The sequence below is a fragment of the Marinomonas sp. CT5 genome, from assembly GCF_018336975.1.
Lineage (GTDB): Bacteria > Pseudomonadota > Gammaproteobacteria > Pseudomonadales > Marinomonadaceae > Marinomonas.
This window is the reverse complement of record NZ_CP025572.1, coordinates 648,069-669,520: the sequence shown is the minus strand read 5'-3', so window position 1 is coordinate 669,520 and position 21,452 is coordinate 648,069. Positions and strand designations below refer to the sequence as shown.

Sequence of the window (21,452 nt, the reverse complement as noted above, 5' to 3'; positions counted from 1 at the left end):
ACATTCCTTGTTTATAAATAATCGGATATTTGCAGTATAACCCCTTCAGCCTTCATAGTCTTGTAACTGCCACCTTTACTGTTAAGCATTAATCGCAGGTCGTTTTCAACATAACTAGGCTTTAACTTAACGACTTTTGACTTCTCTTTGACTTGGGGCACTGGCTCTTTATTCTGCAAGTTATTGATATGCGCAAGCAGCTGAAATAAGTTGGCACCAGGAAGCTCTGACACAGCTTGCTCTGCCACAGTGGGCGCAATGTCTTCACCGATACCCGCTTGCTCAAGCATATTGATCAGCTTAGATAGCTTGGTCTGCTCAGGGGAGTCATGCTCATCCTCTCTATTAAGCTCCGCATTTTCATTTACTGGAGCAGAAACCACTGCGTTCTGAACTATGCTTGCTCTTGGTATTTCTAGATCATCATATTTTTGTATTTCTGAATCACGACCACTTTGAAGCGCTTTGATCATGGGTTTGATCATATGAAGCTCTTCATTGAATACGGTTTCCACTAAGTCTCTGGAGATCACTTCTCTACCCACTGTCACAGCTCTTGTCTGACATAAGTAAAAAAGTGTTACCGCAACATGGGCAATGCCCTGAGAGTAGTCCCAGAAAAGCGTTTTAATCTCTTTCGTTAGGGGCTGAGATGACTTGAACCACTGTAACGCCCACAACTGAGAGAAAAACCTATCCCAATCAGAGCCTTTACCGGATCTGTCTGTGGTATTGAACCGATTCCAGTTGATACTACCAAACTGTGATGCACGTCTAGCCGAACGCATACTAGGAGAAAATAGCTCATAGGCTTTTGGCGTCCCGACAAACAGTATTGGTAGCTTAATCGTGTTCGTTAGCTGCACAAAGAACCGAAGAATTCGATCAGACACATTCGTAGAGCTCGAACGCTCTAAATGCTGAATTTCATCAATAACTAGTAGGCCTATTGAGTGCAAAGCGGCAATTCTCGCAAAATCCCCCAGCAACATTTCAGCATTTGCTCGTGGTTTTACGTATTGCTTTTCATATAGCCCGTTGTTGTCTAATGCCTCGTCTAGAGCACGAAAGAAGTTGATGCATAGACTTTTTACAGAGGCGTCATGAGGGCACTCTACTTTAAGCCAGACAATCTGAACATGTTGGTAAGAGGAATGCATAATGACTTGAGGATAGCCAGACAAGACGGCTTCAACTGCTGTTGATTTACCAGCACCCGAACAGCCAATTACAGAGCTCACTAGGGCTTCATTGCCAGCATTACGGCTGTCATCTGCTAGCTTCTCTGTTCGATTCAATGTTTCTTGATAGCTTTTATTGGCTATGTTTCGACTCAAATAGCCTTGACGAATCATAGTAGAGATCGTTTGCTCTAACTGTAGATGCGCTTTTGTTGGGTATAAAAAACCATCCATAATTCGCAACATGGCATGTCGACGGATATGAGCAGGAAGAGCCACCTCTTCAGGACTCACAACCGGAATACGTCGTATCAATTCCGCTGTGTCTTTTGGCGAATTAATACGCGGTAAAGCATTGATTAATGGATGATCTTCGTATTCTTTAATCTCTGCATCTATGTATTTCGCTGTTTCAAATACGGCCATGTGATTATCCCTTAAAAATCATCCAAATCTGGATAGTCGAACCCCTGTTCAACTTGTTTACCGGAATGGATAGAAGTAACTGTCGCTGCCTCCTTCTTCTTAGGCGGCTTAGCGGACTCTCTATTTTTCTGGCGTTCTGACTCTTTTTCTTGCTGTCGATTACCTCGAGTTCCTCGGAGCCTTTCACTTTTAATGGATAAATCAGTATTCTTTTTACGTTTTGCAGCTTGAAGGGCAATTTCTTCAAGTTCGTTTTGTAGATCAGGCGCTTTGTTATCAGCCTTTTGCTTGCTTGCCGCTATAGTTGTTCTACTTTCTTTCAGAATGCTTACCGCCTCAGTAAAACTCATATCCTTATATCTACGGCTTCGAGACTCTAATGAACACTTCCATACACTATTAAATTGGCTATCTGGTCTAATATAAATAGAATTGGTATCAAGTGGATCGTATGCTATCTCCACACTTTTTGGTCTAGGCGCTGCTTTATTTTTATGAAACCAACCTAAACTCACTGCTTCCGAACATGTGTAATAAAGTCCCTTAAAACAGATACCCAAAACCGAAACAGTCGCTTTTTCATGCGGCAAAAAATTAATGAAAGTTAACATTTCATCAACCCCACGCAGCACACCTGTGCGGTTGCGCACTCCCCAATTCCATAACTCAACAGGAACAGGAGCAAGGTCTGTGGGCATATCTGACTCAAAATCATAACCGCTTAGCACTCCTGTTGTATTGCGGTTAATCTCAGATATGATCACCATTCTTGTAAAGTCATAGAGAGTTAAATCAGCAGATAACTCATACCGTTTGCCTGCTTTCTTTTTGCCATTAATTGGTTCTACTTTCCCTTGTACATAGGGCAATATATCTGCATGCATCGTCTTACACGATCGTTCAACAATGCCCTTGTCATCACCATGATATGCTCGAGTATTTGACAGCGTAATTCCAAAGCGATTAACTAAGATATCACCATGCTTACCCAGTAGCTCACCACGGTCAGCCGTTACTACTGCAGGAGCCCCTACACTTGGCCAATCAGCATAAGAAATTTCAACTCCAAAGCGTCGGCAATATTCAACTTTATCGCAGAACGCATTGGCTAAAGCGATTGATGCAGTAGCCCATGAAGGATTTTCTAATCCAACATATAACCCGACGGTCATTCGACTAAACACATCTTTAACTTTATAAATTACTGGGCGTCCAATAATCCGATCCGGATCTAACGCAGAAATCAAAAATACATCAGCAATAGTGGCATCAATCTCATATCTAGCTCCTGGGCCAAAGTTGTTTGTAACTGAGGTACCTTTTAAAGGTGCTATATCTTTCTCATATTCAATGCTTGAAACTCTTGCCCTAACAACATCAGGTTTACTGTAGTTTCTTTCAAAAAAGTAACGAAACTGCATATCTGTTGGCAAATCGCTTTCGTGTATTTTGGGGTATTTTGACTTTATATAGCCAATCGCCTTAGTCCGAGCTTTAGGAAGATCAATGTCCTCCCTTAAAAGGTAAAAACCTTCTATAGAGAGACGAAAAAATCCAGCAATCTCTTCCGTAACAACCATCCCTTTTCCAGGTGTAACGGAACGCTTTCGTCCTAACTTACTAGTAACGCTTCTTCTTACTTCGCCTGGGGCTCCACAGTTTGAGTAATCGAGAGCTAAGGCATCAGGAGTCATCCCTCGTTGCCAATACCGTCTTAGCTGACGCGTAATGTAGAGTCTTTTCTCGCTCGTATTTTCAAGTAATGATTTGATATGTTTATTGCGTAGTGTTTTATCAAATAATTCGACATTATGCTCAAGTAAAGGAGCAATAGCGCTATATGCGCGATCTCTAGCTTCCTCAGATTTTGATCCTGGCTCAAGTACTGTTAACTCAATAGGATCAGGTATTAACTCCAGCCCTAATGAATCTATTTCAGATGTTTCAATTCGAAATGGCCATGCCTTATCATCGTTGATATCAATCAACATCAAGAAATCCACTTGCTCAAGAACCACACGTAGTTGCGCTGCGGGAGTGGAATGGGGATCCAAATAGACTCGATTAAGATACATTTAAGGCATATCCTTCAATCAGAGTGAGGCTATTCGTGAGTGAAAGGTCTGAACATGACCACTGCCTGAATACCTTGCCTAAAGGCACATCTATTAGGTTGGCCGCAATTGCCTTTCGAGTTACTCCAATATGAAAGCCTGGCTCACAAGAGTACTCATCATCTAACGTAGAACAAACTGTCGACAGCCTCTTTTCAGAGGCTGCAAATCTCTGATAAACCAACTGGATATCACTAAGAGATAATTCCGTATAAAGATCGTTTGAATTTTGATGGGCGGCATGAAGCCATTCTAAATTTTCTTTAATAGCCGCTGTAATTTCTTGTTCAGTAAAAAGTTTCCATTCGTAGCCTTGCTGTTCCCAAAATACCTTCTCAATCTGTAGTTTTTCAACCTTTCGTGTGTCATTCAGATCTTCCGCATACTTAACAGCAACAGCTAAACCGTTTTTGTTCTTTAGTTCTATTACTAAATCCGTTGTAACGACTTTTAGCTTCCCTGATATTTGAGGGTGCTTAATACCCAATCGCTCACAAATACTGAGGGTGTCTACGATTGGAAGTGGGTATTGCTCCTTAATATCGACGGTAAGGTGATAGCGATCAAAAATAAGAAAGGCAGATAATTCTAAACGAGATAGGAGATGGTGGGGGCGTGATGAGTTTCGGCCAAAGATTCGATAGCTTTCACCTTTACTACTAATTTCATGGACTTTGATGAAAGGTTCATACTTACGTCCAGATCCAATACCTCTGGTTTTTAGTCGTTTTTCATCTTTTGGATCTAGTGATCTTTCTGAATCGTACATAAATTGCCCCCCTGTCTATCTGAGGATAGCAGGGGGGCAAAAAATATCAAACTATATTATAAAATATCAAACTTTATTATAGTCGTACAGGGCAACCTAGTTTTTATAAAGTATTACTCTACCGTCACAGACTTCGCTAAGTTACGCGGCTGATCTACATCTGTACCTTTAACCACAGCTACATGGTAAGACAATAACTGTAGCGGAATAGTATGAACAATCGGCTCTAAAATACAGTCCACTTTTGGCACTTCAGTAAAAGTAATATTGTCTTCGTTATGCAGGTCGGTATCTTTGTCTGCAAATACGTACAATTCACCGCCACGTGCCGCGACTTCTTGTAGGTTGGATTTTAATTTATCCAGCATATCGTTGTGCGGAACCAAGGCAATAATCGGCATATCTTCATCGACCAATGCTAATGGGCCGTGTTTCAGCTCGCCTGCTGGGTAAGCTTCTGCGTGAATGTAAGAAATCTCTTTTAGTTTCAGGGAGCCTTCAAGTGCAATTGGGAACATGGTGCCACGCCCTAAAAATAGTGCATTGTGTTTGTTAGCAAAGCGATCGGCCACTTGTTTAATGTGTGCGTCTTCCAGTAAAGCCGCATTAACATAGGCTGGCAAAGAGCGCATGGCTTGAACCAAGTCTTTTTCTCTTTCGGCTGACAACCCATTTTCGACGGCAATAGCCACACTCGTAATCAACAACGCCGTTAGCTGTGTAGTAAAGGCTTTCGTTGAAGCCACACCAATTTCAGGACCCGCATTTGTCAGTAAAGTCAGTGCTGACTCACGTACAAGAGTACTGGATGGCACATTACAAATTGCCAAAGTGGTGAGATATCCCAGCTCTTTTGCCATGCGCAGAGCGGCTAGAGTGTCTGCTGTTTCACCCGATTGAGACAAGGTTAAAAACAAGGTTTTCTTTGGCACAGCTACTTTGCGATAACGGTATTCACTGGCCACTTCCACCGTACAAGGTAAACCTGCTAGATCCTCGATCCAGTATTTAGCTACCATGCCAGCATGGTAGCTGGTGCCACAGGCAACAATATGAACGTTTTCGATTTCTTTTAAGAAAGCAGAATCCGCACCAAAACAGCTGGTTAGCACTTTACTGTCGCTGATACGACCTTCCAAACAAGCGCTAATGACAGTAGGTTGCTCGTAGATTTCTTTCATCATGTAATGACGAAATTCACCTTTGTCTGTCGCATCAATGTTGTGGTTGAACACACTCACTGGACGATCTTGCCGCTCACCTTTTTCATCATAAATGACGACACTGTCACGACTAATTTCTGCTACGTCACCTTCTTCAAGGAAGATAAATTGATCAGTAACATGTAACAAAGCAAGCTGATCTGAAGCAACGAAATTTTCTTCAATACCAACCCCAACAACGAGCGGACAACCTTTACGAGCAGCAATAAAACGCTCATTGTCGTCTTTCTGTACAACACCAATAGCAAACGCACCATGCAGTCTTGCCAAGCTTGCTTGCACTGCCTTTAAAAGGTCTGACTCAGTTTTTAGCGCATCATGAATAAGGTGCACAATAACTTCTGTGTCGGTTTCAGATTTGAAGACATAGCCTTTGTCTTTTAATTCACGACGCAAAGGTTCATGATTTTCAATAATGCCATTATGAACCAGTGCAAGGTCATCTCCAGAAAAGTGAGGATGAGCATTGACCTCAGTTGGTTTACCGTGAGTCGCCCAGCGAGTGTGAGCAATCCCCATTTTTCCATCTAAAGGTTCGGCCAAGAATTTGTCTTTTAATGCCTGAACTTTACCTACAGCACGATGGGAAAACACACCATCTTCATTATTAATCGCAATACCTGAAGAGTCATAACCACGGTATTCAAGGCGACTAAGCCCTTCACTTAAAATTTTAGATACGTTACGACGTGCAATGGCACCAACTATTCCGCACATGAGAGAGTCCTTCTTGCGTGTGCACCGAGATGTCTCAGCACAATATATACAGAGTGAAATAGGCCACAAGCTCAATGAGCATGACCTATTTCACTTAATTAAGTTAAAAACAAATTCTTATAAAATTAACTGGGTTATTTTTTAACGGGTTTGGACCAGTTGTCTTTATTCGTTTGTCGCGCTCTCGCGAAAGCCAACTGTTTTTCACCCACTTGTTTGGTAATAGTTGACCCTGCTGCAATGGTTGCGCCTTCTGCTACTTGCACAGGTGCAACCAAAGACGAATTTGATCCGATGAACACATTATCGGCCACTTGGGTCAAATGTTTATTCACGCCGTCGTAGTTACAGGTAATTGTTCCTGCACCAACATTGACGTTTGCCCCCATTTTGGTGTCACCGATGTAACTCAAGTGATTTACTTTGCTGCCTTCACCAATAATGGCTTTTTTGGTTTCAACAAAGTTGCCAATTTTCGCTTTGTTTGACAGCTTGGTTCCAGGGCGCAATCGAGCAAACGGCCCGATATCGCAATATTGTCCGACGTCACTTTCTTCAATCAGAGTATTGCTTTTAATAATGGTGTTGTCCCCAACTGTGCAGTTCTTTAGATGGCAATTCGGTCCAATCTCAACCCCTGAGCCTAATGTCACTTTGCCTTCAAACACACAGTTAACGTCAATAACAACATCGTTACCTGTCAGCAATTCACCCCGAACATCAATGCGCGAAGGATCCAATAAGGTGGCACCATTCTGCATCAGCGTAATCGCTTGTTGGCTTTGTAATTCGCGCTCTAATGCTGCAAGCTGAACTCGATCATTTACTCCAGCCACCTCGGCCTCATTTTCAGGGTTCACGGTCACAATTTTCACGCCATCACGAGCCGCCATAGCAATAACATCCGTTAGGTAATATTCACCTTGGGCATTGTTATTCGTTAATTCAGCAAGCCAGCCTTGTAGGTGCTTATTGGGTGCGAGCAAAATACCGGTATTCACTTCCTTGATAGCGAGCTGAGGTTCTGTGGCGTCTTTTTGCTCTACAATCGCGGTAACATGACCTTGTTCATCACGCACGATACGTCCGTATCCAGTCGGATTATCAAGAGAGATCGTTAACAGAACCAAGGTCTCGGGATTCGATAAAGCGGACATTTTTTGCAACGTACTAGCGCGAATAAGTGGAACATCGCCGTAAAGGGTTAACGTTGCGCCATTTTCTTGAAGGAAAGGTGCAACTCGACGCAGTGCATCACCCGTTCCTCGCGGGTCATTTTGCCACACTACATTGGCCGAAAAATCCTGACAATTGGCTTCTACCTGCTCACCTTGATACCCAACAACAAGGTGCAATTTTGATTCAGGGAGTGTGTTTGCGGTGGCTAAAACTCGTCTTACCATGGCGATGCCGCCAACTTTATGCAGTACTTTAGAAAAAGCTGATTTCATTCTACTGCCCTTTCCGGCAGCAAGAATTACGATATCTTGGCTCATGAGCATCCTTGAATTGGTGTCTTTGAATAAAATGAATATTACTGATTAAATCTATTAGACCTTTTTGATCAAAACGTCACAACCCAAATTGTCACAAAAAAAATGACAATTTTTAAAGTGTTTTATAAATAAATGATTTTAAACGTTTCTAGAGAGGGCAAAATTTTAGATTGTCTGAAAACAATAACTCTTAACCTATTCGGTTGCCCCATTACTTATACAACAACCGAAGCAATCCTGAGTGGTTCTAAAAGGCCGCTAGGGTTATGACAAAGGCTCAACCGTTGAACGCCTTGGGCAGCTATTACACTCTGCCTGCAAGAGCTCTACAAGAAGCCTGGTAGCCGGTCCTGTTCGCTCTCCCTTACCAAAAATGGCGTACATGTGAAAATTACGCTCGCTACCAGAAATCAACTTGAGTTTTTTAAGTTTTTCACTTTGCAAAGCGTATTCTAAATCCGCCTTTGGCAGCCATGCGAAGCCGATACCACTGGTCACAATTTCTAAGGCTGATTGCACACTGGAAACCGTCCAACGTCTATCGGTACCAAGCCAACCGGAGTCAATGGATGTTTCCGATGCGGAGTCACGAATAACAATCTGTAGTTCTCGACTTAAACGTTCGTTGTTAATCGGGGCTTCTTCTTGATGCAATGGATGATGGGTTGCCGCTACCGCGATCATCTCGACCTCAACAATCGGATCAGCTAAATACCCTTTTGGAACAATAGCACTCAGCACGAGGTCTGGACTGCCTTTTCGAAGTGCCTCTTCACCACCGCTTAATACCGCTTCTTTTAACTGCACCTGAGTGCCTTGGCTCTGCGGTTCGAAAGCCTGTAAAGCACGAAGTAGAGCGGGGGTAGGAAACGCCTGATCAACGACCAACTCTAACTCTGGTTCCCAACCTTGACCAAGAGTGTGGGCCAACTCTTCAAGATCCACCGCCTCCTTTAATAAATGTCGTGAACGGCGCAGCAACACTTCACCACGCTCAGTCAGCTTAGCTTTTCGCCCTTCAATAATCAGCAATGGATAACCCAGCTGCTCTTGAAGCTTTGCAACGGTATAGCTGACCGAAGACTGGCTTTTATGAAGCGCCTCTGCCGCTTGTGCAAAACCACCTTTATCAACAACGGATTGCAACACACGCCACTGCTCTAAGGTTACTCTCGGGGCCTTCATAACAATTCTCTTATATGAAATAGATAGGAAGATTAATGTATCGTATTTTTCGATCAATATCTCCAAAAAATGCCACTTTTTTATCGAATAACTAGGTCATATAATGGCATCATTATCAATAAACGAGCTATTTTGGCTCAACAAGCACTCATCACGAAGTAACAAGCTAGGCCGAACAGAGGCAAGCTAGGTAGTCGTGTAAGGGGCTTGAATATTTTTACGGAGAATTTTAAATGACTACATTACTACGTATCGATTCTAGCGCTTCTGGCGAAAACTCTAAATCTCGCCAACTGGCTAATGAATTTGTTGAAAAATGGTTGGCTAAAAACCCAGATGGCAAAGTTGTTTCTCGTGACGTAACAGCAAACCCACTACCTCATTTCACTGGCGAAACATTAGGTGCGCTATTTACACCTGAAGAAGACCGCTCAGCAGAGCAAAAAGCTATTGTTGCCATTGGTGATGAGTTAATTGCTGAACTAGAAGCAGCGGATGTGGTTATCGTTTCTGCTCCTATGTACAACTTTGGTATTCCTTCTACACTGAAGTCTTACTTTGACTATGTTGCACGTGCTGGTCGCACTTTCAAATACACTGAAACTGGTCCTGTTGGCCTTGTAAACAAAGACGCTTACATCTTTGCTGCAAGTGGTAGCTTCTTAGCGGGCGCACCAGTTGACCACCAAGTACCTCACATCCAAACATTCCTAGGCTTTATTGGTCTGAATGTGAAAGAAACCTTCATCGCAGGTGGTCAAGCGATGGGCGAACCTGGTGAAGAAGCTTTCAACGAAGCGAAATCACAAATCGCCGTAGCTGTTTAACACTAACTTTTACCCCTTTTTAAGTTAGTGTTATTGGTTCCTAAAAACCGATTAGAACTCTCTAATCGGTTTTTTTGTCGTTTGTATTATGAATGCTGAGCGCGATATCAAAGCCCATTTGCCTTTAACGCAATGCGTTTACGCTGAACATCAACCTCTAACACTGTGACTTTGACCACTTGCCCTACTCGCACTAAGTCTCTTGGGTCTTTTACAAATCGATCCGCCAGTTGAGAGATATGAATCAATCCGTCTTGATGCACGCCCAAATCCACAAAAGCACCAAAGGCCGCCACATTGGTAACCACACCTTCCAGACTCATACCTTCTTGAATATCTTCAAGCTTCTGCACGCTTTGATCAAAAGAGGCATAACGAAATTCAGGGCGAGGATCCCGTCCTGGTTTAGCAAGCTCATTCAAAATATCTGTGTAAGTATAATCTCCCGCTTGAGCAAAGCTTGGCGCCAATTGCTTCAACTGTTGTAGAGCCAGATTGTTATTAAGTAGGTCTGCCGTTTTTAACTTAAGTTGTGCCGCCATTTTGTGCACCAAAGGATATGACTCGGGATGGACACCCGACTGGTCCAAAACCTCTTTGCCATTTAGAATCCTTAAAAAACCAGCACATTGCTCAAAGCACTTTTCACCAATACCTTTGACTTTCAAAAGTTCGTTTCTTGATTCGATGCGCCCTTTCTGCTGACGATAATCAACAATATTTTGCGCAAGTCGCGTGGTTAACCCCGAAACATAAGACAATAGAGAAACAGAGGCGAGATTAATGTCTACCCCAACGCGGTTAACACAGTCTTCCACAACATTGGCAAGGGATTTAGACAATAAAGTGGCTTTAACATCATGCTGGTATTGCCCAACCCCGATGGCTTGAGGGTCTATTTTCACCAACTCAGCCAATGGATCCTGAAAACGACGAGCAATGGATACCGCACCGCGGATGGTGACATCCAAATCGGGAAACTCTTGTATTGCTATTGGCGAAGCGGAATAGACGGAAGCCCCTGCCTCACTCACAACAACGGCTCGACATTTCGTATTCGTCTTTGTGATTACCTCTTTAATAAGCGCTTCGGTTTCTCGTGATGCGGTTCCATTACCAATTGCCACCCAGCCAATATTATATTTTTGTATCAGCTTGGAGAGTAAGGAACTGGCTTCCTGCCAACGATTCTGAGGAGAGTGAGGATAAATAACACCGTGATCAAGCAAAGAACCTTGCTCATCGATAACCGCTAATTTAACTCCATTACGAAATCCTGGGTCGACTCCCAATACTCGATGAGCACCAGCCGGCGCAGCCATTAATAAATCTTGCAAATTATCAGCAAAAACTTGAATAGCGCCATCTTCCGCTCGCTCTTTCAATTGAGAAAGAATATCCGCCTCTAGTTTTGGTAGTAATTTATTTTCCCATGCGAGATTTAAATACTTTCGTTGAACAGACGTTACCCGACGAGATTCCTCTAAATTGGCGTTAAGCAATTGATTAAGGTGAGGTAAAATTAATCTATCCGGATAGTTATCTTCATTTTTCAAACAAGCACTTAGCTTTAATATTGACTCTTTTTTCCCCCGAAACAGGGCAAGCAAACGATGAGAAGGCACTTTATTTATCGCTTCTTGATAATCAAAGTAATCTCTATACTTTTCACCTTGATCCTTTTTCCCCCGCAGAACTCTACTGCTTAAAAGACCGTCTTTCAGCAATAATGCCCGACCATTTTTCAGCACATCACTGTCATTGGTGATCACCTCACACAAAATTTCAGCAACGCCTTCCAGTGCCTCACCGCCCGTCATAGCAATGTTATGCTGCTTACACCAAGCCTCAACAGCAGAAGCGGTATCGGAACGCTGGCCAGACCAAACAAGAGCCGCTAAAGGCTGAAGCCCTTTCTCTCTTGCTTCATCAGCTTTTGTTTTGCGTGTTTTCTTAAAGGGAGAATACAAGTCTTCTAGTTCATTTTTAGACGTCGCATTTTGTATTTTCTGTCTTACGATATCTGAGACACTGGTATCACTAGCCAATATGGATAATATACTTTCTTTACGCTTGTTTAATTCGACTAAATATTGCCACCTACCGTAAAAAGATCGCAAATCCATATCACTCATACCACCGGTATTTTCTTTTCTGTAGCGTGCAATGAATGGAACGGTGGCACCCTCTTCAAACAATTGAATAATATTGTCACTGTATTTTTTTTCTATGGAAAATTCAAAACTGAGGCTACCTGATATCAAATTCATTTATTACCCTATTATTTACACTTTTCCAACAATGAAACTGTCTTTTTGATTAGCTAGTTTCGTTATTTTTTATTAGAATTCTCAAGCAAACTTGAAATATTATAAAATCACGCCAAGATATACTAATATAAAGTTAATCTTTCAAAATAAATTAATGTTAGACTTTCGACATCAGATAAAACACTTACACACCTCAATTATAGTTAATGAGTAGTTTGAAAACTTTATCTTCTCCATACAAATGGAAGCCTTAAGTCTAACTATATTTAACAAATACTACTGAGCGTAAAAGATGGATCTCTTTTCAGTATAGAATCATATCCAATAAGTTCTTAACAGATAAATAGGGGACACCAATGAGTTTATTACTAGAGTTAGCAGGAAATAAAGCAAAAGCACGCGCCGCAGCAAAAGAGTTGAGCGTTGCTCAACTTGAAAATCTAATCGCAGGCTTCAGCAATGCACTAGAAAAAGCAAAAGAAGAAGAAGCGGCTCGTGAAGCAGAGCAAGCACTAAAATCTGCTCGAGCAGAAGAAATCGCAAACTTAATTGCTAAAAGCGGCCTAACAATGGAAGAAGTTGCATTGCTAACCACACCAAAAGCCGGCGCAACAAAAGGCAAGACAGTTGAACCAAAATATCGCTTAACTGTTAATGGTGAAACCCACGAATGGACGGGGCGTGGTCGTACACCTAAAGTATTCCAAGAATACTTTGATGCTGGCAACAGCCGTGAAAGTGTAGAAATCAAATAACATTTGATTTCTTACTTTCGAGCAACAAAAAAGCGACCTTAGGTTAAACAAGGTTGAAGTACCCCCCCAATAGTTGAACAACCAACATTGGGGGGTAATCCCTGAGGGCAATCCCCCCGAAAATTAATAGCAGTCAAAAGTAGAATTTTCTCGTAATCTAAACGCAAGAGGTTCTGCATGAAAAAGTCACGTTATACAGACAGCCAGATCATGGCGATTTTGAAACAAGCCGAAGCCGGAACGCCAGTCCCCGAGCTTTGCCGTGAACATGGTATGAGTGCTGCGTCATTTTATAAATGGCGTGCCAAATATGGCGGTATGGATGCATCCTTAATGGCACGGATGAAGGAGCTTGAAGAAAAAAATCGTCGTCTTAAAAAGATGTATGCTGAAGAAAGGTTAAAGGCAGAGATCATACAGGAAGCCATGGCAAAAAAGTGGTAAAGCCGTCTGAGCGACTCATCATGGCTCAACACGCCGTAGCGAATAGGAAGATGAGTATTCGTTTGGTTTGCTCCGTTTTTTCGATCAGTGAAACCTGTTATCGCTATCACAGCCAAAACAGCGATGAAAACACACAGATTGCCACACTGTTAGTTGACCTTGCCGTAGAGCAAACGGATTAGGGCTTTGGTCAGTGCTTCAACTACCTGCGCAATACAAAGGGCCTCTCTTGGAACCATAAGCGTGTTTATCGCATTTACTGTGAGTTGTCTCTGAACTTACGCATTCGCCCAAGACGACGGCTTAAACGAAATGTACTGGAGCCTCTGAAAGAACCGACCAAATCAGATCAGATTTCGTCAATGGACTTCATGCATGATCAGCTAGCGGATGGTCGTCAGTATCGCCTTTTTAATGTGATTGACGATTTTAAGCGTGAAGGACTGGCAATAGAAGCAGGCTTTTCATTACCCTCACAGAGAGTAATACGAGTGCTGGACCAACTACTTGAGTGGCGAAAGAAGCCTATTGCGCTTCGTTGCGACAACGGCCCGGAGTTTATTAGTCATGAGTTTGTTCACTGGGCGAAAAAGAAAGACATCAGAATAGACTATATTCAGCCAGGTAACCCTCAACAAAATGCGTATATTGAGCGTTACAATCGAACGGTAAGGTACAGCTGGGTCAGTAAATACCTATTTGATACGTTAGAAGAAGTCCAAGACTATGCAACAGAATGGCTGTGGTTTTACAATCATGAAAGGCCACATACAGCCAACGGAGGTAAGCCACCTCTAACGGCTGCTTAACCTCTACTTTTGAACTGAGTTAAAAAAGGGAGGATTACCAGGTTGCCGTTCTAAAAAAGTTAGAAGCCTTGGACGAGATGAAACGCCAACAAGCGAAGAAAAAACGTCAATCGCCCAAGGATTAAAAGATCCGTATAAACTACCGAATTTACTTCGATCGCTAGCGCGAAGTGTGTTTTATTACCATTGCCAACGATTAACACGGCCAGATTAGTACACAGAAGCGAAGGAAAAGATACAAGAGATCTTCCATGAGCATAGAGGGCGTTATGGTTATCGACGCATCACCTCTGAGCTCCGTAAAGCCAAAATAGGACTGAATCATAAAACAGTGCAAAAACTGATGAGGTTATTGGGGCTTAAATCTAAGGTACGACCTAAACGCTATCGCTCTTATCGAGGCGAAATAGGACGTATCGCGGACAATCTCTTATGCCGAAATTTTAAAGCGGACAGACCGAATGAGAAATGGGTCACCGACGTGACAGAGTTTAATATTAAAGGGCAAAAAGTATACTTGTCCCCAGTAATNGATCTGTTTAACCAAGAGGTGATTGCCTACCAAATTAAAAAGACAGCGCATTTACCGCTCGTGACTGACATGCTAAAAGAAGCGATGAGTAGCCTAAAAGAAGGAGAAATACCGATATTACACAGTGATCAGGGTTGGCAGTACCAGCAAAAGCAAACACGATATCTTTTGGAGAAACAAGGGCTACAACAAAGTATGTCACGAAAAGGAAATTGTTTGGGCAATGCTATGGCAGAGAACTTTTTTTGCATTACTAAAAACGGAAATATTCCACGGAGAAACCTTCGAAGATGCAGATGATCTGATCCAAAAACTTGAAGAGTATATTGATTACTACAATACGAAACGAATAAAAATGGGGTTAAATGGCCTGACTCCGGTAGAGTACCGAAATCAGGCAATGTTAGCCGGTTAATAAAGTGTCCAACTTTATGGGGTCACTTAAGGGTTGAGTTTAATTAAATTGCCCCAGAAAATCCGGTTAAGTTTTTTAATCGGATTTTTTGCATCTATTCAGCAGTTACTTCTCAGTACCTATGAACTCCTCTCATTTTCAGATCACTCAACCTTCCTCAAAATTTTCCAGTTGAGTGGATTGAGCCCGCATCAACTCTTTCTTTGAAAATTAATATCAAGCAACGACACCCACCTGAAGAGCCATTTCTTTGGTTTATATCAGGGGTATCTCTCTTTAGGGATGAATCGATCAAAGAAGTAACTAGACGCTTAAATACTTGTTCGGAGAAATTAGTATCGGAGCGACTTCTTACCAAAATTAGTTATCGTGCAGGCCATAAATCGATTAATTCATCATGAAATGCGAGTGAAGCTACTACCAAACAACATCGTACGTCAAGAGAAAGGTTATGCTGCAGTATGTTCTAGTCAAGGGGCGAGGAACGTTTTACAACGACGTTTGCTTTTATTACCTTCACCTTAATTCGATGGCCGCAGCTAAGCCAGAGTTGAAAACAGGAATACATCTTAAGGAGCTAAGATCTGAAGTGTGTAATTTATTTTTTTGAGTGAAAAGTTGACCTAGTTTGGTGAAGCTATCAAAGACAAAATATCTACTACCTCGTCATGCTGTTCCGATTAAGTGAACAGCATCTTAGATCGATTTTTGTTATTTTTCTATGCATCACTTATCTCGAAATGCGAACCTTACCAATACGATAAAGCAACCTAACACACCACCCAGCAGCAATCCTAAAATAGCAATAAGCCTTCTTTTTGGCGACGTTCGACTAAGAGGTATTTCAGGCTCCTCAACATATTGAAAAGTGTTAAAAACCACATTTGGGTTCACTTTCAAAGTATTTAGCAAATTCAATTTTGAATTAATCACCTGCAATCTTGGCTCTATCAAACTAAGCTGATCAACACTAAGGCTATCCAGAACTCTTACTTTTGCTTCCAATGCATTAGAACCAATATTAATGGCAAATATTTCTTGATCACCTAAGTTCTGCTGGGGTTTGTCCACACCTGCCACTTTAGCTATTTGCAAAGCATATCTAGCAAGCTCTCTCTCATCTTTTAAGCGACTCTTGGCCTGATCCATTAATATATTTTTTTGTTGAATTAATTCATTGTGCTTACTTTCAATAACAGAATTCAGATTCGCAATTATAACACTACGAGCCTGATTCTCGATGTATTTAATATACCCATTCAAAAAAGCAAAGCTTTTTTCAGCATCTCCAGCAATACTTTTTAAAGACGAATTTCCTGACTTCCCTGAAGGTTGAGGCAGCCTATTATACCACCCATCATACAAGCTAGACTCTGCGGCTCGATACTCATTATCATTAGCAGTCTCACGTATCCGTTCCAACTCTGCTTTAAAATCACCAAAAGAAGATATAAAGTCTTTTTTATTACTTCTAGCGCTGTATTGTTGCAAATAAATTTGAAATAAGTATTTAGACGAAACAAAGCTATTTAGCTGCTGACTAATCAGTATTGTTCCACCTTGATAAACATCAAAAATAGGCTGAAAATCATTTACCATTTTCTGGTAATTAGCAAAGTCACTTATTTGTGGCTCGGTAATAATAGCTTCTGTTGTCCAAACATCTTTTGCTTTCAATGAATATATAATAGCTACTGCGGTACAAAAGACTGTCACTGCAATAATTATAAACTTACCCTGCCATAAAGCTATTAGAAGTTCTTTTAAATCAATTTCATCATCACGATGATCATACTGATTTCTTGCCAATACGGCAGCTGGATCCGTTTTTTCTTGTGATAATTGACCTTTTGTCACAACATACCTCTCTGTAAAGGAATAAAATTATTCATATTAAAAAAACACGTAGACTAAATATATCAATGAGGCAATATATTAGCCGTTTATTCAACTACCTCATAACGTTATAAATCAAATCCCAAACACCGTGACCAAGACGCTCACCGCGTTGTTCAAATTTCGTCAATGGTCGAGATTCTGGGCGAGGGTGGTATAAACCTTTGCCCACGGCATTCTGATAGCCATCTTGGGCCTCCATCACTTCCATCATATGCTCGGCGTAAGGCTGCCAGTCTGTTGCCATATGAAAAAAACCACCTTCTTTTATAACATTCGCAACTTGTTGAGCAAACAAAGGCTGAACAATACGGCGCTTGTTGTGCTTCTTTTTATGCCATGGATCTGGGAAAAACAACTGAAATGCGCTTGCGGCTTTTTGAGGTAAGGCATTTGCCATCACTTCAATCGCATCATCACAATAGACACGTATATTTATGATGCCTTCTTCTTTTGCCAACATCATTAATTTAGCAACACCGGGCGGATGCACTTCAATACCAATAAAATCTTTTTCTGGTGCATTTTTTGCCATTTCAACGAGCGAAGCGCCCATACCAAAGCCTACTTCAATAACCACATCCGATTCACGGCCAAACACAGTTGCGTAATCAATTCGCCCATCAGCAAGATTTAAACCGTATACAGCCCAGTTCGTGTCATAATTCTTTTGTTGACCTTCAGTCATACGACCACCACGTACAACAAAGCTACGAATGGTGCGTTTTTTAATAGGTTCTTGAGTATTTGTTTCTTGCTCTTGCATGATTAAATATCGCTTAAATATGTTCTATTTTAATGAGCCTAGGCCAACCTAACCATCGTTTTAGATCACTTATTAGGCAGTTGTGTCTTTTGAGCTAAGACTAGCAGGGCGCTATCCTAACGAAAAAAGTATTTAATGTCCTGCTTTTTTGGGCGGTATCATGGCGAGCTTGCGTTACATTCACTAGGCTTTTAATGACGACAATGCCATAGACGCGACGCTAACAGACCCCAAGCTATGAGATAACATAATCCACCTAGGGGGGTTATCGCTCCAAGCAAAGTGTAGCCCGTTAGAGCCATGGCATATAAACTGCCAGCAAATAGCAAATTACCGACACAAAAAAACAGTAAAATACTTTTCGTTGAGGGTAAATAAGCAGACAAGGCCACCACGACTAACCCGCCTAAAGCATGATACATAAGATATTGACTTGCCGTGTGCCACCAGCCAAGCGATTTTGGGTCAAGTATTTCAGTTAAACCATGGGCACCAAAAGCCCCAGCAGCAATAGAAAAAAAGGCTTGAAGAGCCAAGAAAGCACCTAACCTATAGGGCAAATGAAGCGTTTTTTGATCCAATTTAGAAGAAGACGACTCAGCGTCCTGATAAGACATAAGTTATTCCAATACGTTTAAATAACCATTACTACCTATCGCGTAATAACGATTACCTTTACCAAAAGCCAACGCTAAAACACTGGCTCCACTTGGACGTCCATTCGGCGTGAAAAGCTCCCATTCTTTTTGAACGGCACCAGTACTTACTTGAATCAATGATACTTTACTATTCACTTCACCAATAAGAACATTCCTGTCATCACTTGAAAAAACCGCTTGGCTAATCGAGGCATGGCGATATTCTAATGCACCTGTATCAATATTGGTTAACTCTTTACCCGTCCTTGTCGACCAAATCTTAGCATTGCCTAATTGGGCCGCTCCAAACGCATATTTTCCATCTGTGGAAAGAGCTACACTGCCAATGATATTACTTAATGACCACTGATACTTTTTTTCACCAGTTTGCATATCCCAAAGAGTTACATTAGAAGCATCATCCCCCGTAATACCAAGCAAACCATCTGACGTTACATCAACAGCACGTACAGTGGCACCAGTCCGTAGAGTTTGTTTAATACCACCCCGCTTTATGTCAAAAAAGCGTGCCGTTTGGTCATTCAAACCAACTAACGCATAATCACCATTTTGGGTAAGCTTTAATGATTGCACATCCCCCGGCGTTGTCCAGAAGCCCTCTGATTTACCTGTCACCGTACTCCACAGAACTAAAGTACGACCCCCGCCCGTTGCCGCATATTGACCACTTGGGTCAATATCCACTCCATAAAGTGATGAATATTCACCTTTAACATGATTCCAATTAAAGCGGCGCTCATTCACTGCATTCACCCAATAACTGCCACCATGTTGAATAGAACCAACCAAAGCCGATGAGCCATCATCGCTCAACACAGCAGAATATAACCCCTGCTTAGCATATTGAGCCGTTCGAACAGGAGCTTCAGCGGAACAAGACAACAAAGCCGTCAAACAAACAACCGCTAGACCAAGCTCAAGCGTTTTTTTCACTGTGCGCTTCATGCAGTTCCTTAATTAACTGATCTTCATACTGAAATCGTTCAGCCATCACAACAATCAAGGCTTGGAGAGAAAAAGGCAAAGCCTCAAGCTGAGCATTACAATGCTCCTTAGTATCGTACTTATCGTTAAATTCAATAGCGACCTCGGTTGAACTATCAATAAGAGGCAATAACTCACCCAACAACACTACGGCACCATCATCATGAAACTCTTTTGCTTCTATTGCCAATTGTTCATAAACAGTAAAATGTCCCGCTGAAACATAATCCACGAGCATTTCACACATTGCTTGTATTTTAGGCGTATCTGTTGGGGTCATTTCTCCACGATCGCGAAGGTATAAGGCAATTTCCACCAGTTTTCGTCGTTGCTCCAACCAGCGGTCGATGATTACATGCACACCACCCCATCGCTCTTGAGCTGTTTTACAACCTTCTAACATATGCAGACTCCATCAAGCGTTAATTATTATTAAACAGTTCACTCAAGCATATTCCGATACGCAACCCCCTGCAAGATAATCACAGAAAGGGATTTGTAACCTTGTATCAGATCCTTTTTACAAAAATATTCATTACTAATACCTAAAATAAAAACTATTTTACTGCCCGTAACGCAATGAACATATTAATCACAGCCATACTAATAAAAGCCACTAGCGTCCAGCCAGGAATACTAATACCCAAGAAAGTCCAAACCACATCACCACACTCCCCCGTACCCATTACCATTGCTTGCATGATCTCTTGCCATGGAAAAACCTCAAACATATAACTTAAACCAGGTAAACAAGCAGGAAGTTCATCCATAGGCAAGTTCTGTAAATATAAATGACGAATGGCTAGTGCAGCACCAGCAAAAGATAAAACGACCACAAACCAAGATGATATTTTCCGAACCTTTTCACCCGCCGTTAACGCCGATATCAAAGACACGACACCAACGCAGAAAAATACAATGCGTTGCAACATACATAAAGGGCAAGGTTCCAAGCCCATTTGATATTCCATATAAAAAGCCACTGCCAAAAGTATAAAAGCAGTAAAAGCAACCAAACCATGAAAACGTCGAGCAGATAAAAGCGTAGACATAAATATAAATTCCTAAACGTGACTAATGAGATATTTTCCATAGACTAAAAAATATGACAGTAGCAAAACAGGAAAGTGCAAAATACTACTGACATAAAGCTTTAATGCCAGTTAGTATACTGCCTATTGGAATGAAAACGAGAGCCCGAAATGTCACTGATAATGTCACTATACAAAAAGCCCTGTTTATTGGCCCTAATATTAGTAAGTGTGTTAACAAGTATTGCAGTACATGCCGAAGAGGGTGCCGTTAATTACGCCTACGTAGAGCTAAAACCAGATTTTGTTGTCAATCATCTTTCCAGCGAAGGCCAACTAAAATACATAAAAACCAGCATTAGTATTCGTACAGAAGCGGATTACAAAGATTTAATAACACATAACATGCCCTTAATAAGAGACTCATTAGTCATGTTTCTAAGCTCTCGCACTACTGAGCAAGTCACAGGAGCAATCGCCAGAGAAAAAACCCGCGAAGAAGCCGCACTAGCCGTCAATGACGCCTTACAAAAAGAGACTAACGTCTCTCCGGTCAAAGACATTTTATTTGCCAGCTTCGTTACTCAGTAAAGCGTTTAATAAACGCATAAAAAAGCCCTTGCTAACAGGTTAGCAAGGGCTTTTTTTACTAAGCTGTCCCGTCCTGAAATAGGTTTACACCTAGGAGACCTATTATGGGGACATCAAGTAATACCAAGCGCAAGCGTACTCAACGTGACTACACAATGGGCTTTAAATTACAGATAGTGATGGCCGTCGAAAAAGGCGACATGACTTATAAGCAAGCTCAAAAAATCTATGGAATCCAAGGGCGATCAACGGTGCTGACTTGGCTTCGAAAACACGGCAAAATGGATTGGTCTACCAAAGTGAGGCTACCCATGTCTAAATCCCCGAAAGCCAAAGAGACACCTGCTCAAACAATCAAAAGA

At 41.7% G+C, this 21,452-nt stretch carries 20 protein-coding genes and 1 pseudogene; 8 read left to right on the top strand and 13 right to left on the bottom strand.

Annotated features, from left to right (window positions below; all coding sequences use genetic code 11):
* Positions 1 to 11 precede the first annotated feature (11 nt).
* The 6 genes from C0J08_RS03225 to C0J08_RS03200 all read right to left on the bottom strand — a co-directional run bounded on the left by C0J08_RS03225 (position 12) and on the right by C0J08_RS03200 (position 9,111).
* Positions 12 to 1,607, bottom strand: coding sequence for an ATP-binding protein (locus C0J08_RS03225; protein WP_212654695.1), 1,596 nt, complete (start codon positions 1,605 to 1,607; stop codon positions 12 to 14).
* Positions 1,608 to 1,618: 11 nt separating this feature from the next.
* Complete coding sequence (locus C0J08_RS03220; RefSeq protein ID WP_212654694.1) at positions 1,619 to 3,682, bottom strand: TnsB C-terminal domain-containing protein; 2,064 nt, start codon at positions 3,680 to 3,682, stop codon at positions 1,619 to 1,621.
* Positions 3,672 to 4,490, bottom strand: a complete 819-nt coding sequence (locus C0J08_RS03215; protein ID WP_212654693.1) for a TnsA endonuclease N-terminal domain-containing protein — start codon at positions 4,488 to 4,490, stop codon at positions 3,672 to 3,674. The genes C0J08_RS03220 and C0J08_RS03215 overlap by 11 nt, the downstream gene beginning before the upstream one ends.
* 113 nt (positions 4,491 to 4,603) lie before the next feature.
* Positions 4,604 to 6,430: a glutamine--fructose-6-phosphate transaminase (isomerizing) gene (glmS, locus tag C0J08_RS03210; RefSeq protein WP_212654692.1), complete on the bottom strand. Its 1,827-nt coding sequence runs from the start codon at positions 6,428 to 6,430 to the stop codon at positions 4,604 to 4,606.
* Between the two features lie 134 nt (positions 6,431 to 6,564).
* Complete coding sequence (gene glmU / locus C0J08_RS03205) at positions 6,565 to 7,926, bottom strand: bifunctional UDP-N-acetylglucosamine diphosphorylase/glucosamine-1-phosphate N-acetyltransferase GlmU (protein ID WP_212654691.1); 1,362 nt, start codon at positions 7,924 to 7,926, stop codon at positions 6,565 to 6,567.
* 264 nt (positions 7,927 to 8,190) lie between these two features.
* Positions 8,191 to 9,111: a LysR family transcriptional regulator gene (locus C0J08_RS03200; RefSeq protein WP_212654690.1), complete on the bottom strand. Its 921-nt coding sequence runs from the start codon at positions 9,109 to 9,111 to the stop codon at positions 8,191 to 8,193.
* 233 nt (positions 9,112 to 9,344) lie between these two features.
* On the opposite strand from C0J08_RS03200, the gene C0J08_RS03195 reads away from it, so the two are divergent.
* Positions 9,345 to 9,938 (top strand): FMN-dependent NADH-azoreductase, encoded by a 594-nt coding sequence (locus C0J08_RS03195; protein WP_212654689.1) that lies wholly within the window; start codon positions 9,345 to 9,347, stop codon positions 9,936 to 9,938.
* Between the two features lie 107 nt (positions 9,939 to 10,045).
* Here C0J08_RS03195 and C0J08_RS03190 read toward each other — a convergent pair whose 3' ends face one another.
* Positions 10,046 to 12,208 carry a Tex family protein gene (locus C0J08_RS03190; RefSeq protein WP_212654688.1) on the bottom strand — a complete coding sequence of 721 codons (2,163 nt, stop codon included), beginning with the start codon at positions 12,206 to 12,208 and terminating at the stop codon, positions 10,046 to 10,048.
* 356 nt (positions 12,209 to 12,564) lie between these two features.
* On the opposite strand from C0J08_RS03190, the gene C0J08_RS03185 reads away from it, so the two are divergent.
* The 5 genes and pseudogenes from C0J08_RS03185 to C0J08_RS22835 all read left to right on the top strand — a co-directional run bounded on the left by C0J08_RS03185 (position 12,565) and on the right by C0J08_RS22835 (position 15,564).
* A complete protein-coding gene (locus C0J08_RS03185) occupies positions 12,565 to 12,963 on the top strand; it encodes an H-NS histone family protein (RefSeq protein ID WP_212654687.1) in 399 nt (132 codons plus the stop codon).
* Positions 12,964 to 13,140: 177 nt separating this feature from the next.
* Positions 13,141 to 14,216: pseudogene (locus tag C0J08_RS03180) on the top strand (IS3 family transposase).
* Between the two features lie 235 nt (positions 14,217 to 14,451).
* Positions 14,452 to 15,048: an IS3 family transposase gene (locus C0J08_RS22840; RefSeq protein ID WP_212656229.1), complete on the top strand. Its 597-nt coding sequence runs from the start codon at positions 14,452 to 14,454 to the stop codon at positions 15,046 to 15,048.
* Positions 14,972 to 15,163 carry an IS3 family transposase gene (locus C0J08_RS03170; protein ID WP_212654686.1) on the top strand — a complete coding sequence of 64 codons (192 nt, stop codon included), beginning with the start codon at positions 14,972 to 14,974 and terminating at the stop codon, positions 15,161 to 15,163. Before C0J08_RS22840 ends, C0J08_RS03170 begins: the two co-directional genes overlap by 77 nt.
* Positions 15,164 to 15,297: 134 nt before the next feature.
* Positions 15,298 to 15,564 carry a transposase domain-containing protein gene (locus C0J08_RS22835; RefSeq protein WP_212656228.1) on the top strand — a complete coding sequence of 89 codons (267 nt, stop codon included), beginning with the start codon at positions 15,298 to 15,300 and terminating at the stop codon, positions 15,562 to 15,564.
* A gap of 325 nt (positions 15,565 to 15,889) precedes the next feature.
* On the opposite strand, the gene C0J08_RS03160 is transcribed toward C0J08_RS22835, so the two are convergent.
* The 6 genes from C0J08_RS03160 to C0J08_RS03135 form a co-directional block, all read right to left on the bottom strand.
* Positions 15,890 to 17,020 (bottom strand): Wzz/FepE/Etk N-terminal domain-containing protein, encoded by a 1,131-nt coding sequence (locus C0J08_RS03160; RefSeq protein ID WP_212654685.1) that lies wholly within the window; start codon positions 17,018 to 17,020, stop codon positions 15,890 to 15,892.
* 94 nt (positions 17,021 to 17,114) lie between these two features.
* Positions 17,115 to 17,825 (bottom strand): tRNA (guanosine(46)-N7)-methyltransferase TrmB, encoded by a 711-nt coding sequence (gene trmB, locus C0J08_RS03155; RefSeq protein ID WP_212654684.1) that lies wholly within the window; start codon positions 17,823 to 17,825, stop codon positions 17,115 to 17,117.
* A gap of 191 nt (positions 17,826 to 18,016) precedes the next feature.
* On the bottom strand, positions 18,017 to 18,442 hold the full coding sequence (locus tag C0J08_RS03150) for a DUF423 domain-containing protein (protein WP_212654683.1): 426 nt from the start codon (positions 18,440 to 18,442) through the stop codon (positions 18,017 to 18,019).
* 3 nt (positions 18,443 to 18,445) lie between these two features.
* Complete coding sequence (locus C0J08_RS03145; RefSeq protein ID WP_212654682.1) at positions 18,446 to 19,429, bottom strand: WD40 repeat domain-containing protein; 984 nt, start codon at positions 19,427 to 19,429, stop codon at positions 18,446 to 18,448.
* Complete coding sequence (gene rsd / locus C0J08_RS03140; protein ID WP_212654681.1) at positions 19,401 to 19,871, bottom strand: sigma D regulator; 471 nt, start codon at positions 19,869 to 19,871, stop codon at positions 19,401 to 19,403. Before rsd ends, C0J08_RS03145 begins: the two co-directional genes overlap by 29 nt.
* 154 nt (positions 19,872 to 20,025) lie before the next feature.
* Positions 20,026 to 20,520 (bottom strand): disulfide bond formation protein B, encoded by a 495-nt coding sequence (locus C0J08_RS03135; RefSeq protein WP_212654680.1) that lies wholly within the window; start codon positions 20,518 to 20,520, stop codon positions 20,026 to 20,028.
* Positions 20,521 to 20,670: 150 nt separating this feature from the next.
* On the opposite strand from C0J08_RS03135, the gene C0J08_RS03130 reads away from it, so the two are divergent.
* Entirely contained in the window at positions 20,671 to 21,090 is a 420-nt protein-coding gene (locus C0J08_RS03130; protein ID WP_212654679.1) for a flagellar basal body-associated FliL family protein, read from the top strand.
* Between the two features lie 104 nt (positions 21,091 to 21,194).
* A partial coding sequence (locus C0J08_RS03125; RefSeq protein ID WP_212652675.1) for a helix-turn-helix domain-containing protein occupies positions 21,195 to 21,452 on the top strand: 258 nt, incomplete at its 3' end.

Coding starts and splice junctions, on each gene's coding strand:
- C0J08_RS03225 (WP_212654695.1), bottom strand. CDS start 1,607: ATGGCCGTATTTGAAACAGCGAAATACATAGATGCAGAGATTAAAGAA.
- C0J08_RS03220 (WP_212654694.1), bottom strand. CDS start 3,682: ATGTATCTTAATCGAGTCTATTTGGATCCCCATTCCACTCCCGCAGCG.
- C0J08_RS03215 (WP_212654693.1), bottom strand. CDS start 4,490: ATGTACGATTCAGAAAGATCACTAGATCCAAAAGATGAAAAACGACTA.
- glmS (WP_212654692.1), bottom strand. CDS start 6,430: ATGTGCGGAATAGTTGGTGCCATTGCACGTCGTAACGTATCTAAAATT.
- glmU (WP_212654691.1), bottom strand. CDS start 7,926: ATGAGCCAAGATATCGTAATTCTTGCTGCCGGAAAGGGCAGTAGAATG.
- C0J08_RS03200 (WP_212654690.1), bottom strand. CDS start 9,111: ATGAAGGCCCCGAGAGTAACCTTAGAGCAGTGGCGTGTGTTGCAATCC.
- C0J08_RS03195 (WP_212654689.1), top strand. CDS start 9,345: ATGACTACATTACTACGTATCGATTCTAGCGCTTCTGGCGAAAACTCT.
- C0J08_RS03190 (WP_212654688.1), bottom strand. CDS start 12,208: ATGAATTTGATATCAGGTAGCCTCAGTTTTGAATTTTCCATAGAAAAA.
- C0J08_RS03185 (WP_212654687.1), top strand. CDS start 12,565: ATGAGTTTATTACTAGAGTTAGCAGGAAATAAAGCAAAAGCACGCGCC.
- C0J08_RS03170 (WP_212654686.1), top strand. CDS start 14,972: ATGCTATGGCAGAGAACTTTTTTTGCATTACTAAAAACGGAAATATTC.
- trmB (WP_212654684.1), bottom strand. CDS start 17,825: ATGCAAGAGCAAGAAACAAATACTCAAGAACCTATTAAAAAACGCACC.
- C0J08_RS03150 (WP_212654683.1), bottom strand. CDS start 18,442: ATGTCTTATCAGGACGCTGAGTCGTCTTCTTCTAAATTGGATCAAAAA.
- C0J08_RS03145 (WP_212654682.1), bottom strand. CDS start 19,429: ATGAAGCGCACAGTGAAAAAAACGCTTGAGCTTGGTCTAGCGGTTGTT.
- rsd (WP_212654681.1), bottom strand. CDS start 19,871: ATGTTAGAAGGTTGTAAAACAGCTCAAGAGCGATGGGGTGGTGTGCAT.
- C0J08_RS03135 (WP_212654680.1), bottom strand. CDS start 20,520: ATGTCTACGCTTTTATCTGCTCGACGTTTTCATGGTTTGGTTGCTTTT.
- C0J08_RS03130 (WP_212654679.1), top strand. CDS start 20,671: ATGTCACTGATAATGTCACTATACAAAAAGCCCTGTTTATTGGCCCTA.